Origin of the sequence: Arthrobacter sp. UYCu512 (assembly GCF_040547075.1) — a bacterium.
Lineage (GTDB): Bacteria > Actinomycetota > Actinomycetes > Actinomycetales > Micrococcaceae > Arthrobacter.
Map to the genome: position 1 here is coordinate 87,259 of NZ_JBEPPA010000004.1, position 13,812 is coordinate 101,070.

Annotated in this window: 10 protein-coding genes; 2 read left to right on the plus strand and 8 right to left on the minus strand. The window is 64.8% G+C overall.

Going from position 1 to position 13,812, the window contains the following annotated elements; all coding sequences use genetic code 11:
* Window positions 1–6: 6 nt before the first annotated feature.
* The 7 genes from ABIB49_RS05575 to ABIB49_RS05605 form a co-directional block, all read right to left on the minus strand.
* On the minus strand, window positions 7–4,098 hold the full coding sequence (locus ABIB49_RS05575) for an AAA family ATPase (RefSeq protein WP_282359698.1): 4,092 nt from the start codon (window positions 4,096–4,098) through the stop codon (window positions 7–9).
* A 281-nt stretch (window positions 4,099–4,379) separates the two neighbouring features.
* The gene (gene guaA / locus ABIB49_RS05580; protein WP_226773999.1) at window positions 4,380–5,969 is read right to left on the minus strand and encodes a glutamine-hydrolyzing GMP synthase; all 1,590 of its coding nucleotides are present in this window, start codon (window positions 5,967–5,969) and stop codon (window positions 4,380–4,382) included.
* 96 nt (window positions 5,970–6,065) lie between these two features.
* Window positions 6,066–6,578 carry a DUF3817 domain-containing protein gene (locus tag ABIB49_RS05585; protein ID WP_226774000.1) on the minus strand — a complete coding sequence of 171 codons (513 nt, stop codon included), beginning with the start codon at window positions 6,576–6,578 and terminating at the stop codon, window positions 6,066–6,068.
* On the minus strand, window positions 6,575–7,438 hold the full coding sequence (locus ABIB49_RS05590; protein WP_226774001.1) for an SURF1 family protein: 864 nt from the start codon (window positions 7,436–7,438) through the stop codon (window positions 6,575–6,577). Before ABIB49_RS05590 ends, ABIB49_RS05585 begins: the two co-directional genes overlap by 4 nt.
* Before the next feature lie 125 nt (window positions 7,439–7,563).
* Window positions 7,564–8,052, minus strand: a complete 489-nt coding sequence (locus ABIB49_RS05595) for a PTS sugar transporter subunit IIA (protein ID WP_226774002.1) — start codon at window positions 8,050–8,052, stop codon at window positions 7,564–7,566.
* Between the two features lie 69 nt (window positions 8,053–8,121).
* Window positions 8,122–9,873, minus strand: coding sequence for a glycerol-3-phosphate dehydrogenase/oxidase (locus tag ABIB49_RS05600; protein ID WP_226774003.1), 1,752 nt, complete (start codon window positions 9,871–9,873; stop codon window positions 8,122–8,124).
* Window positions 9,874–9,947: 74 nt separating this feature from the next.
* The gene (locus tag ABIB49_RS05605; RefSeq protein ID WP_226774004.1) at window positions 9,948–11,084 is read right to left on the minus strand and encodes a GuaB3 family IMP dehydrogenase-related protein; all 1,137 of its coding nucleotides are present in this window, start codon (window positions 11,082–11,084) and stop codon (window positions 9,948–9,950) included.
* Window positions 11,085–11,259: 175 nt separating this feature from the next.
* Between ABIB49_RS05605 and ABIB49_RS05610 the strand changes: the two genes are divergently transcribed.
* Both ABIB49_RS05610 and ABIB49_RS05615 read left to right on the plus strand, forming a co-directional pair.
* A complete protein-coding gene (locus tag ABIB49_RS05610) occupies window positions 11,260–11,859 on the plus strand; it encodes an APC family permease (RefSeq protein ID WP_282359699.1) in 600 nt (199 codons plus the stop codon).
* Window positions 11,860–11,994: 135 nt separating this feature from the next.
* On the plus strand, window positions 11,995–12,372 hold the full coding sequence (locus ABIB49_RS05615) for an amino acid permease (RefSeq protein ID WP_354156825.1): 378 nt from the start codon (window positions 11,995–11,997) through the stop codon (window positions 12,370–12,372).
* A 354-nt stretch (window positions 12,373–12,726) separates the two neighbouring features.
* Here the strand turns inward: ABIB49_RS05615 and ABIB49_RS05620 are convergent, their stop codons facing one another.
* Window positions 12,727–13,611, minus strand: a complete 885-nt coding sequence (locus ABIB49_RS05620; RefSeq protein WP_282359700.1) for a MerR family transcriptional regulator — start codon at window positions 13,609–13,611, stop codon at window positions 12,727–12,729.
* Window positions 13,612–13,812 lie beyond the last annotated feature (201 nt).

Here is a 13,812-nt window from a genome sequence, read left to right on the forward strand (position 1 = left end):
AAGGACTTAGGCCCAGTGCGGGGGCTTCTGCTCTTGCAGCCACGAGTCATGGTCGTAGCCGCCGGGCTCGTCGCCCCAGCGCTGCGGGTCATCCTCCGCCGCCTTGTTCGGCAGCACACCGGACGGGGATGCCGCCGACGCCGACTGCGCGGACGCATTGTCCGGTCCGCTGTCCTGGGCGCTGGTGTCGTCCTGGGCCTCGCCACCGTTACCGGTATCGCCATCCGCAGTCATGCCGCTGGCCTCCTTGCTGCCTTGGTCTGTTCTGTAGTCTGGCGCACTGTCCTGTATGCCGGACGTCCGTCCCCGCGAGGCTTGCGCTTCGTTGACGGCAAGGTTTTCGACGTCGTCGTCGAAGAACCCCGGCGATGTGGGTTTACGGTGCGTCACGGCCGGCTTTTCCAGGCCCAGATATCCGCCGATGCGGTCGGCGCAGGCCGAAGGATCCGTGAACACCTCGATGGTCCAGAGCGGCATGTAGCGCCAGCCGAGTCGTTCCAGCAGCTGCGGGCGGAGCCTGCTGCGTTCCCGGACGGTGAGCTTTCGGTACTGTTCGGTGCCGTCTGACTCAATGGCCACGGGCCGCGGAATCTCCGCATCGTCCTGTCCGAGGGTACTCAACGGGTCGGCCGCGGCCACCATATTCAGCGCGCCGTCGTACTGGTGCCAGACCCGTGCGCCCCGGGCCCGCAGCCGGTCCCCGAGGTCGGCCACGAGGGGGTCGGCCCCGAGAGCCTGTTCGCTGGCTGCAGCCCGCGACGCGGGACTTCCGAGATCGGAGTTACCCGCGATTTCCCGGTCCAGCAGTTCATAGAAGTCCACCGCGCCGTGGCTCAGCCGGGTCACGTCGAGGTCCTCCGGACGGAAGCAGCTGAGCACGTGCAGGGACCGGCGTGCCCGCGTCATGGCGAGGGCAAACCTTGCTCGTCCACCATCGACGGAGAGCGGGCCCAGGCTATGCAGCGCACGCCCGTGCGGGGTGCGTCCGTAACCCGGCGAGAAGATCACGTGATCGCGGACCAGTCCCTGGGCACGTTCCAGATCCACGACCCGGAAGGACTCTTCGCCGGCGGTGAAAAAGCTGGCAAGCATCGGGTAGTTGGGCAGCTGAAGCCGGATCGACTCGCCGATCCGCGCCGCATGCCGGAGGCTGCCGGTGACGACGGCCAGCGACGTCCGCGGCCGGAGGCGGGCGTGCTCGAAGACAAGCTCCACGGCCCGGTTTACCTCGGCCACCACAGATTCGACGCCGTCCTGGTCCGCGCTGGGCAGGCCCGTCCCGTCCGGCAGGTATTCCACAGTGAGGGCACGGTCCAGCCCGGTGGCTGACTGGCCCTCCGGCAACCTGCGGAGTCCGCCGTCGTAGAAGCCCTTGCTCAGTTGCCGGACAAGGTCCTCATCCACGGCGCGGTAGACCGTCCGCAGGTTCCAGACGGGCAGTACACCGGCGAGTGCCTTGAAGGCGCTTTCGACGCCTTGATGGGAGCTCTCGCCGGCCGCAAGCCGCTCGACACCGACGGTGAATGTCCGCGGCGTGGCAATCCGGTCGTCACCAAAAGCAATAACCTGCGCGGCGCGGGCTACGGCCGGCAGGACGGCCTGCAGCGACGTTGCCTCGGCGTCAAGGATCACAACGGCATCAAACTTTTGCTCCACCGGCAAAACCGCCGACAGGAGGTAAGGGCTGACGGACCACACCGGAACCAGCATCGGCAGCAAGTCCGGGGCCTGGCCCGTCAGTGCCGAGAGGGTGACCCGGCCATCCTTGAGCAGGCTGCGCAGCAGTTCCGCTTGCCGCGGGTGTTCTGCGATGGCCGCCCGCCAGCGGTCTGCCAGCTGCCAGCGCAGCCTGGCGGCGCCGCTGGCGATGTGCGCGTTGTCCGCGAGGCGGTACTCCGCTTCGAGCTGGCGAAGGGCGTCGCCGTCGGACATAGCCAGGTAATCATCCCCGCTGATCATGGCTTCGAGTGCGGACTGCCACCAGGCGAGCTCAAGCTCGGCGGCCACAGACCCTGCGGGCACCTCACGCTCGGCGAGGTCAGCGAGCAGTTCGCCCAGGCCATGCTCGCGCATGTCTTCGACCAGGAGGGTCCGCTCCGGCAAAGTTTCGAGCGTCCCGGTGTCGGCAACCAGCGCGTCCAGCCGCTCCATAAGATCTTCGTAGGGGCTGCCATGCAGTTCACCGCCCGCCGCGGTGTGCCTGACGGCGTGGCCGAGCTCGACCAGCTCCGCTTCGAGCTCGCGGTACAGGGCGATGATCTCGCCCAGGCCGGAAGGCACTGCAGGGTGCCGCTGCGTCGTGGCGTAGTCGGCCCATGCGGCCCGCTGCTCCTGGACGAGGACGAGGGAGCTGTGCAGGTCGGCAATGTGGACACCCGGCCGGACATATTCCTTGGCCACCCGGCGCAAACGGGAGCGCTGCATGGACGGCATCTCAATGTTCCGTTCGCGCCGCCAGGAGGAAGCTGCGGTGGCGGAGATGAGGTCGTGGACCGGACGGTCGAAGATGTCCGGCGTGAATTTATCCAGGCTTTCGCGAACAGCAACTAACAGCTCAACCTGGTCCCCCCACTCCGAAAACGAACGGCCCAGGCGGATTTCGGCGTGTTCTGCGACACCGTTCATCAGCTCGCGCAGTTCCGGCAGCTTCCTGGCCACGGAGCTGGCCACCTGCTGGGCTTCCTCGGTTTCCTTCCGGGTCAGCAGCCGGGCACCATGCCACGGACTTGTGGTCGAGGCCCTGCTGAAGCTTCCCAGCTCGGCCGCACGGTGGAGCCGGCCAGCGAGTTCCTCGCGGTCCCGGATATTGTCCAGCACACTGCGCTTGAGTCGGACGGTGGTGGCCGGCGCCGGCTGGATGGAGGTCAGCTCGGCCAATGACTGCATCGCCTCGTACGGAGAGCATCCCCAGCGCTGGCGGACGTTGTGCAACGAGGCAACATGGTCCCGAAGGGCATGGCGGTGTTCAATCAAAGTGCTGTGAAGGTTGCTGAGCTGGGGCTCGAGGGATTTCTCATTGCGCACGATGGCCCTGACGAGCTGGCCCTTCAGCTGCAGGGCAGTGGCGTTCCCGGCAAGCTGGAACAGGGCTGAATCCAGTCCCAGGGTCTCCAACTGGGTGGAGATCTCACCCAGGCTGGCTCGCCGGTCCCCCACCACCAGAACCGTCTTACCCTGATCGAGGAGGGTCCCGATGGTATTGATTGCTGTCTGGGTCTGGCCGGTGCCGGGCGGACTGCTGACCACCAGCGAGTCCCCGGCGCGGACGGCGTCGACGACGTACTGCTGGTCGGTGTCGGCGTCGAGCAGCAACAGTTCATCCGCGGGATCCCGCTCATCGGTGCTTGGGAACCGTCCGGGCTTAAGCTCGGATACCTGCAACGGCTGGCCGGCGGCGGCCCGTCCCAACGCCGCCACTAGGGGATGGCTCTCGTTGATCCATGGATCCTCAAGGTTTCCGGACAAGTCCGCGAAGGTGGACACCAGAAGGTTGTGCTCGACCTCGGCGCCGTAGATGGGCTGGATGAGGGTGCTCAGGCGGTCAAGGACCGGCTGGGGATCGAAGCGGGCGGTGCTGTACGCCATCCGGGTTACCGCGTTGACGTCGAAAGCAATGCCGTGGATGGTCTTCAGATGCCGGATCAGGGCGGGGTTGATCTTGGCCTGTTCGGTCAATTGCAGTTCGTAATCGTCCTCGCCCGGACGGACCGTGAGGGAGATGGAACTGAGCATAACCGGGGCTGAGACGCGCTGCGGTTTGCCGCCGACTGCGGAGGTCCACACGACGGTACCCGCCGAAAAGTATCCCGCATCGATGCCGCGGTCATTGGCCAGTTCGAAGATTTTGGAGCGCAGGTTGCGGGACGCCCTCGCGGCGACAACGTACTGCTGGTGATCACGGATCAAGGTGGACAGCCGGGTGCGTCGGCCGGCCATCAACTGTGCCATGCCGGAGGGATGGGCATTGGTCAGGTCTATGGAGCCCTCAGGCGTCTTGGTGAAGCGCAGCATGGTGTCTGCTCCGGTGACCGGCTTGAGCCCCGACAGCCATTTCCTGAGCTCCTCGGAGCCCTCGGGGTGGCCTTGACCAACTGACACTGCTGCCTTCTTTTCTGTGCTTGCGTTTACTCTGCTCACGTTTTTCGTGCCCGCGCGGGACGTCCTGGACCATACCGGCATAATTTCGAGGGTAGCCCGAATCCGGCCCCGGCGAGGCGACGCAACACTGGCGGGACACAAATTCAAACCGAATTCCCAGCATCGCCGCTCGTGCCGCGGGCCGCCGCCGCCCGCTGCCGGGCGGTCCAGGGATGCGGCGACCGAACGGAAAATGGCCGGCCTCCCGACGAGCCCGGCCATTTCATCCGCCCACTACGGGACTATTCCCATTCGATGGTTCCCGGCGGCTTGCTGGTCACATCGAGCACAACGCGGTTCACGCCTTCCACCTCGTTGGTGATGCGGTTGGAGATCCTGGCCAGCAGATCGTAAGGCAGTCGCGACCAGTCCGCCGTCATGGCGTCCTCGGAGGAAACGGGACGCAGGACAATCGGGTGACCGTAGGTGCGGCCGTCTCCCATAACACCGACGCTGCGGACGTCCGCCAGCAGCACTACCGGCATCTGCCAGACCTCGTTGTCAAGGCCGGCGGCGGTCAGTTCGGCGCGCGCGATGGCGTCTGCCTTGCGCAGCAGGTCCAGCCGCTCCTTCGTCACTTCGCCGACGATCCGGATGCCAAGGCCCGGTCCCGGGAACGGCTGGCGCCCTACAATTTCCTGCGGCAGGCCAAGCTGCGCGCCGACGGCGCGGACCTCGTCCTTGAACAAGGCGCGCAGCGGCTCGACGAGTTCGAACTGCAGGTCTTCCGGCAGCCCGCCCACGTTGTGGTGGCTCTTGATGTTCGCGGCACCTTCACCGCCGCCGGACTCGACGACGTCCGGGTACAAGGTGCCCTGGACGAGAAACTTGATCTTCTCGCCGTGCGCTGCCGCCTCTGCGATGATCGCAAGCTCGGCCTCCTCGAAGGCACGGATGAATTCGCGGCCGATGATCTTGCGCTTGGTCTCCGGGTCGCTCACTCCGGCCAGGGCCGACTGGAAGCGCTCCTGCTCGTTGGCCACATAGAGTTTGACGCCAGTTGCCGCCACGAAGTCACGTTCAACCTGCTCCGCTTCGCCTTCGCGCAGCAGTCCATGGTCGACAAACACACATGTCAGCTGGTCGCCGACGGCGCGCTGGACCAGGGCAGCCGCCACCGCGGAATCAACGCCACCGGACAAACCGCAGATGACCCGGGCATCGCCGATCTGTGCACGAACCCGCTCAACCTGCTCCTCAAGGATGTTGCCGGCCGTCCAGTTCGGTTCCAGTCCGGCACCCTTGAAGAGGAAGTTCTCCAGGACCTGTTGGCCGTAGGCCGAGTGCTTGACCTCGGGGTGCCACTGCACGCCGTAGAGGCGCTTTTCCTCGTTCGCGAAAGCCGCGACGTCGGCGCCGGCCGTCGTCGCGAGGACCTCAAAGCCCGCCGGCGCCTCGTGCACGGAGTCGCCGTGGCTCATCCAGGTGCTCTGGTGCTGCGGCATGCCTTCGAGGATGGAGCGGCCTTCGCCGATGGTGGTGGTCTCGGTGGCGCCATACTCGCGGAGTCCGGTCTGGGCGACTTCGCCGCCGAGGGCGTTGGCCATGGCCTGAAAGCCGTAGCAGATCCCGAAAACCGGTACTCCGGCTTCGAAGAGGTCCGAACCAACGGTGGGGGCACCTTCGGCGTAAACGCTTGAGGGTCCGCCGGAGAGGATAATTGCGGCGGGGTTTTTGGCCAGGAGCTGCTCGGTGCTGTAGGTATGCGGAACCACTTCCGAATACACATTCGCTTCCCGGACGCGGCGGGCGATCAGCTGCGCGTACTGGGCACCGTAGTCAACAACCAGGACGGGCTTGTGGGACGTCTGGGATGCAGTGGGAATAGTCACCCTTCTAGGGTACTTTGCGGCGCCGCCCGCCCGCACATTGAGAAGCCGCCAGGACCGCGGATGGGCCGCCGGGTAAGCGAACTCACACCGCGCCGCTCAATAGCGCTGGGGGGCCTGCGGGTTCGCCGCAAGTTCAACCTCCACCTCGGCGTGGAACTTCTTCTCCACGAAGAAGGACAGGAAGGGCACCACCCCGCCGAGTGCCAGGATGATCATTTTCCCGAACGGCCAGCGCATCAGCGACCACAGTCGGAAGTTGGACATAAGGTACACAACGTACATCCAGCCGTGCACGATCAGCACCGCGACGGACAGATTTACGCCGCCGATCACCCCCGGCGGCTCCGCATCGGCGAATCCGAAACCGAACTGCTGGCCGGTGACGGCGTTGGTCCCGCCGCCGAAGAGATATTGGCCGAACACATACCGGGCAATAAGTTCCGCGCACAGCAGGAGCAGCATGCTGCCGGTCATATACGCGAGGACCTTGTAAAACTTCAGCGCCGAGCGGATCTGGGCCTCGGTGCCGCCAAATCGGCGCTTCTTGCCGCGCCCGGTTCCCGGCACGTTGGACTGCTGCGGCTGGACGGCCGGCTGGGGCTCAATCATGATTGCACTTTCGGTTCGGTGGGGTCCGGTTCGGTGGGGTCCGGTTCGGGATGGTGCAGCGCCGCGGCGTCATACTCCGCATCGAGGGCGTCTTCAAGCCCCCGGCGGTAGTCGTCCTTGACCAGGCGCCACCAAATGAACAGCGCGAAGCCAGCGAACACCACCCACTCCGCGGCGTAGAAGAGGTTCAACCAGTTGACCTTCTCGGCAGGCGGTTGCGGCCCGATGTTCAGCGGCTTCATTTTCCCTCCGGAGGCTGCCGCGCCGACGTCGTTGCCGCCGGAACGCTCCGAACCCGCGGTGACAAAGCCGGGGTAGCTGCTCACTTCCCAGGTGTTGATGAGTTCCGCTACGGAGACGGCGCTGGCCCGGCCGGGACCGGCGTCGGTCCCGGGGACCGGAGCCTCGGATGGCAGCAGCCGTCCGGTCAGGGCAACACTGCCCGACGGCGGGGCGGACGCGTCCGCCGGGTCGGCGACCCAGCCGCGGGCGACCGGGATCCAGGTCTGGGGTGTGGCGGCGGAACCGGTCAGGACGGGGGCATCCTGGACGGCCAGGGCCGAAACGATCCAGTAGCCCTTGGCGCCGTCGTACAGCCGTCCCGGGACGAGCACCTGCTTCTGCGGATCGTACCTGCCGGTGGCGGTGACAATCTGGTCCGCGACCGAACCGGGGAAGAAATCGCCGGGCCGCAGCACCGTGGTGAGGGCTTGGGGTTCCTCGGTCGTGGCGGAGACCGTCACCTCAGCCCTGGTGGAGCGGCCGAACTGCCACTGGCTGAGCAGCACAAACACCCCTGATACGACGATCGCGAACACCAGTCCGGCGATCCAGCGGGGTTTGAGGGCAGTTTTCAGCACCCCTTAACCGTACTTCGTCGGCGTGTAGAACAGCGAAACGGGCAGCAGGGCGACCCGGCGCAGGAGCGGGGCAGCACGGTCCGTGCGTGGCGAGGGAGTCGGCGCGAAAGTCCCCGTCCCGATCTTCAGTGGTCGAAAAAGACCAGGCTGGAATTGATGAGTTCTGCGATGACTTCGGGGTCGTAGGCGCGCCGCAGCGATTCGCGGAACGATTCCTTCGACAGTGACCTGGCAAGGGTGGCCAGCACTTCCAGATGCTCCGAGAAGGAACTGGCCGGTGTCGCGATCAGCAAGACCACTGTTGCCGGCCCGTCGGCGGCGCCGAAATCGAGTGCCTTGCCGTACTTGGTGATGCCGACGGCAATGGTGGTCCGGGAGACGAACTCGCTGCGGGCATGGGGCAGGCCGACGCCGCCTGGCAGTCCGGTGGCCAGTTGGTGTTCACGGGCGTTGACGTGACGGAGGAATCCCGGGAGATCGGAAATGCGTCCGGCGGCATGCATCCGTTCCGCCAGCTGGGTTGTTGCGTCGAGCTTGTCCACGGCGTCCATCTCGAGGATCACCATTTCCGGGGTGGTGAGCTCGGCGTCGTACCGGTCCAATGGTTCCGCCAAGTGGTATCCCTTCGAAGTGGCGCGGTTCCGCCTGCAGCCCCGGTTGGGACCACAGGCGGATGCTGCCGGTCAACGCAACGGGACGATGTCCTCGATGCCCAGGCGTGCTGCGTCGGCGGATTCGTCGTCCGGCTGCTCCTGGCTAAGCCGTTCGGCGTCGACCCGGGCCAGGTAGTGCTTGATTTCGCCCTCGCGCTGCGCATCGCTCCAGCCGAGGACATCTCCCATCAGTTTAGCGACTACCGGCGCTGCTGACACACCGCGGTCCCAGGCTTCGATCGAAATCCGGGTGCGGCGGGTCAGGACGTCCTGCACATGCCGGGCCCCTTCGTGGGTGGCGGCGTAGACGGCTTCGGCGGCGAGGTAGTCGTCGGCGCCCGGCAACGGCTCGCCAAGGTCGGGGTTCTCGGTGATAAGAGCGAGCACTTCCGGGACCATGGACCCGTAGCGGTTGAGCAGGTGCTCGATCCGCGCCACGTGGACACCGGTTTCCTCGGCCATCCGGTTGCGTTTGTTCCAGGCCGCCTTGAATCCGCTGGCACCCAGCAACGGAATGGATTCCGTGCAACTGGGCGCAACGCGTTCGTCCATGCTGCGGGTTGCCTCGTCGACGGCGTCCTTGGCCATTACCCGGTAGGTGGTCCATTTACCGCCGGCCACCACAACGAGCCCCGGTACCGGATGGGCCACCACATGCTCGCGCGAAAGCTTGGCCGTGGAATCGTTTTCGCCGGCCAGGAGCGGCCTGAGTCCGGCATAGACGCCCTCAACGTCTTCACGGGTCAACGGCCGCTTCAGCACCTTGTTCACATGTTCGAGGATGTAGTCGATGTCTTTGCTGGAGGCAGCAGGGTGGGCCTTGTCCAGGTGCCAGTCGGTATCCGTGGTCCCGATGATCCAGTGCCGGCCCCAGGGGATGACAAACAGGACCGATTTTTCGGTGCGCAGGATCAGTCCCACGGTGGACTGGAAGCGGTCCCGCGGCACCACGAGATGGATGCCCTTGGAGGCGCGCACTTTAAGCTGGCCGCGGTCGGTCACCATCGCCTGGGTCTCGTCCGTCCAGACGCCCGTGGCGTTGATGACTTGCTTGGCCTTGATATTAAACGTGGAGCCGTCCTCATGGTTGACCACCTTCGCCCCGACCACCCGTTCGCCTTCCCGGACAAACGCGACGACGGACATCTGGTTCACGGCGTGGGCCCCGTAGTAGGCGGCGGTTCGGACCAGGTTGGCGCAGTACTTGGCATCGTCGACCTGTCCGTCGTAGTACCTGATGGATCCGACGAAGGCGTCATCCTTGAGGCTCGGCGCCGCCCGCAACGTTCCCCGGCGGCTCAGGTGCTTGTGGAACGGGACGCCCCGCTGCTGGCCGGTCGAGATGGACATGGCATCGTAGAGCGCAATGCCGGCCCCCACATATGGACGTTCGATGAAGGGTTTTGTCAACGGGTACAGGAAAGGTACCGGCCGGGCCAGGTGCGGGGCGAGCACCGAGAGGATGAGCCCGCGCTCGTGCAGGGCCTCTTTAACCAGGGCGAAGTCGAGCATCTCCAGGTAGCGAAGGCCGCCGTGGATCAATTTGGAGGACCGCGAAGAGGTACCCGCTGCCCAGTCGTTTGCCTCGACGATGCCAACGCTGAGGCCCCGTGTGACGGCGTCCAGGGCGGCACCGGTGCCGACGATGCCGCCGCCGACGATCAGGATGTCCAGTTCCTTGCCGGGATCCGTGGTGCCCTTGAGTACAGCGAGCGACGCTTCGCGTTCCGCGGGCCCCAGGGCACCGCCGGTCTTTGAAGAACCGCCGGGAAAACTGTTCATGTCACGCCTCCATCCGGATCAAATCTCGTAGTGCACCACACTACTTCCAACTTCACCGGATGGGCAGGGGGCTATCAGTTGCCGGCGTAAGGCGACACCACGACGTCGACGCGCTGGAATTCCTTCAGGTCCGAATAGCCGGTGGTCGCCATCGAACGGCGCAGTGCACCGATCAGGTTGGATGTTCCGTTGGTGTGGTGGCCGGGGCCGAAAAGGACCTCTTCGAGGGGTCCGACGGTGCCAACGTTGACCCTGTCACCCCGGGGAAGTTCAAGGTGGTGCGCTTCCTGGCCCCAGTGCCAGCCCTTGCCCGGGGCTTCCTCGGCGCGGGCGAGGGCGCTGCCGAGCATCACGGCGTCCGCGCCCATGGCGATAGCTTTTACGATGTCGCCGGAGGAACCCATCCCGCCGTCGGCGATCACGTGGACGTAGCGTCCGCCGGACTCATCCATGTAGTCCCGGCGGGCGGCGGCGACGTCGGAGATGGCGGAGGCCATCGGCGAGTGGATGCCGAGGGCCCGGCGGGTGGTGCTCGTGGCTCCGCCGCCGAAACCGACCAGCACCCCCGCGGCGCCGGTGCGCATCAGGTGCAGGGCCGGGGTGTAGCCAGCCGCGCCCCCGACGATTACGGGAACGTCGAGTTCGTAGATGAACTGCTTGAGGTTCAGCGGCTCGTGGTCCTTCGAAACGTGCTCGGCCGAGACCGTGGTGCCGCGGATCACAAAGATGTCGACGCCGGCCGCCACGACGGTTTTGTAGTGCTCCTGGGTCCGCTGCGGGGTGAGGGAGCCGGCAACCGTAACGCCCGCGGCGCGGATCTCCGCTAGCCGCGAGGTGATCAGCTCGGGCTGGATCGGGGCCTGGTAAAGCTCCTGCATACGCCGGGTCACGGCGGGGCTGTTCGTCTCGTCCTGGAGGGCACCGATCTGGTCCAGGACGGCTTGCGGGTCCTCGTACCGGGTCCACAGGCCTTCGAGGTCGAGGACGCCGAGCCCGCCGAGGCGGCCCAGCGCGATGACGGTTTCCGGGGACATCGCGGAATCCATCGGCGCGGCAATAACGGGCATGTCGAACTTGTAAGCGTCGATCTGCCAGGAGACGGATACGTCCTTGGGATCGCGGGTGCGTCGGTTGGGGACGATCGCAATGTCATCCAGGGAGTAGGCACGACGCCCACGCTTGCCACGGCCAATCTCAATCTCGTAAGTCACGTCCCCACTTTACTTGACCCTGCCCGTGACGGGCATTTGGCCGCGCCTGCCGGACCGGGATGGGCTCACAAGGGCACTAACCCCCTGCCGGATTCGAATTACGCGGGGCACAATGTCCAGAGGCCGGCTAGCAAGATCGCACCAACCGTGGCTGCATAAAGGAATGTGGGCTCAGATGTCCAGCAGATCCTCGCCGCCCAAGGCTGCGTTTCGTCCCGGAACCGCCGCGCGGCGTAACAAGGGCCTTGGAAAGTTAAGACTGCGCGATGCCGTGGCGATGGCAGTCGGAGGCATGATCGGCGGAGGTATCTTCAGCGTTCTCGGCGTCACCGTGGCGCTTGCCGGCCACCTGGCCGTGGGTAGTTTTCTTATCGGCGGTGGCATCGCCATTGTCACGGCGCATTCGTTCGCGGCCCTTTCGGCCCGGGCCGGACGGTCCGGCGGCCTGTTCGTATACCTGCAGGATGCCGGCTATCCGCGCGTTGGCTCATACATCTCCTGGCTGCTGATGTTCGGGTACTTGGTCGCCCTGGCAGTCTACGGATTCACCTTTGGCCACTATGCGGCAAACGTCCTGGGCCTGCCGGGGATTTTCGCCGACGGCTTCGCGGCACTGATCTTGCTGGTATTCCTGGGAATCAACCTCCGTGGTGTGGGCGCCTCGGCGCTGTCCGAAGACATTGTCGTGTTGATCAAAGTCGCGGTGCTGGCGTTGATCTCGACGGTGGGGTTCCTGCACTTCGCACCGGAGCGGCTGGCGCCGCTGGACAACTAGGGGCTAGGTGGCGTGATCGTGGCCGCGGCTTCGATCTTTGTCGCCCATGAGGGCTTCGAGCTACTCTCCTACGACTACGAGGATTTGGACCGCCCACGGTGGACACTGCCGCGGGCGCTCTGACTCTCGACCGCCATCGTCACGCTGGTGTACGTGACGGTGACGGTTGGCGCCCAGATGCTGGTCAGCGACGCAATCATCATTTCGCAGAAGAAGGTGGCATTTGCCGCGGCCGGCCAAGCCGCCCTTGGCACGGCCGGATACTGGATCGCCAGTCTCGGGGCATTGCTGGCGGCGAGCTCCGCAATCAATGCAACCCTATTTTCTACCGCACGGCAGATGCATGAAATCGCCGTCGCCCGTGAACTGCCGGCAATCTTCGCAAAGGTCCGTGGCGGACTGCCCGTTACGGCCCTCGTATTCCTGGCAGTCTATGGTGCAGCATTTGCCATGCTGCCGGACATCACCGAACACCGGACCGCTTGGATTCCAGTCATCGTCGCAAAAATCTGAGCGTGAGGGTGTGCGATGGCCGGGCGACCGAGGGGTAGAGAGAGAGAATGTGCAGTACAAAGCCAAGGAGCGGGAGGAGTTCTTTCGGCGCCTGGATCGAGGCGGCACGATCCGTGCCGTTGCGGCCGAACTCGGGCTGAGCGTGGACGCTTGCTATTGGTGGCGTCGGGAGGCAAGCGTCTCTACTACCCGCGCTAAGAGTCGGATGTACAGCGAGATCGGGGCTTCGTGCTTCCGTGCCACGGCGACCACGTCACGACGGAACTCAGCGGGGAAAGGCTTGGGCATGTGAACATCCTTGCTGCAAGGAGTAAATCCTCACAAGTCAGGAGTCAAGCAAACCCGGGGCAGTCCCTAAATGTCGGAGCGTTCGAGCAAATGGCGGTCCACAAAAGGTGCTAACTCGTCGGCCACAGTGCCGGGGCCCGAGCTGAGTCCGAGGTCATGCGTCACGGGAATCGTCGTCACTGCGGTTGCTTGGTACATCGGCTCTTTCGCTGTTGCGGCTGTTTTGTCCTGGTTCTGTGTGGCGATGACGCTCGCGTGGGCAAGCACCTCTAGTTGCGCCTCGTTGTAAAGCTCGGTCATGGTTTCGACAAAGGTTTCCTGGGTGACTTGTGGGCTTTTGGAGAGGTGCGCTTTTTGGTCCACCAGCCAGGGGTAGTCCGCGAGGTGTTGTGCGATAAGAGGTGCGAACGTCGCCGCAAGTCGTTGTTTGGTGGCCTCATCTGCGTCGGACTGCAACGTATTGAACTCCTCGTTCGCGTCGTCTTCTCGAGGCTCGGACTCCACCATCTGTTTGAGGTCAGCCATTGCCGCCTCGTCGTAGAGCTGAGAGTAGATGAGCATGAGTGAACGTTCCGGAGCCGACAAGAGTCCGGAGATCTCTTCGAAACCTGCGGGCAGGTCTGTGGTTGTGGAGCCCTGCAGGATCGCTCGAATTTCGGCACGTGCACGTTGCAAGCGCGTGATGCTCGCGGATAGTTCCGCTTCGATTCCCAGCAGCCCTGGGTGGGTTGGTTCCCCGCCAAAACCTATGGACTCGATTTGCGCGAGTGGTACGCCAAGGTCGCGGAGCCGGCGGATCTGCAGCAAACGAACAAGATGTCGGGCCCCGTATTGCTTGTAGCCATTGGTCATCCGCGCTGGTTCCTCGAGAAGCCCTGACCGGTGATAGTGACGGATAGTGTTCACAGTCGTTCCGGCGAGTTCGGCTACCTCGCGTGTACTCCAAGGCATGTCCGTTTCCTTTCCCGTTGCTTCACCGCCGCGGGCCGACTGTGATCAGGAACCCATTCAAGACTATGTTCCGAGAACAGGGTCAAAGCAAGAAGTCAGGAATCGGTTAGCGGAGAGGTAGTGCTTGACTCTGTCGTAAGAACACAGTCTTGACTGTTGGGCAAAGGCGTCGTCTACGGGCGCCGAGACCGAACAGGGAAA

What these genes read in the sequence shown, in the direction of transcription:
- ABIB49_RS05610 (WP_282359699.1), top strand. Translation starts at nt 11,260, where the DNA reads ATGTCCAGCAGATCCTCGCCGCCCAAGGCTGCGTTTCGTCCCGGAACC.
- ABIB49_RS05600 (WP_226774003.1), bottom strand. Translation starts at nt 9,873, where the DNA reads ATGAACAGTTTTCCCGGCGGTTCTTCAAAGACCGGCGGTGCCCTGGGG.
- ABIB49_RS05620 (WP_282359700.1), bottom strand. Translation starts at nt 13,611, where the DNA reads ATGCCTTGGAGTACACGCGAGGTAGCCGAACTCGCCGGAACGACTGTG.
- ABIB49_RS05585 (WP_226774000.1), bottom strand. Translation starts at nt 6,578, where the DNA reads ATGATTGAGCCCCAGCCGGCCGTCCAGCCGCAGCAGTCCAACGTGCCG.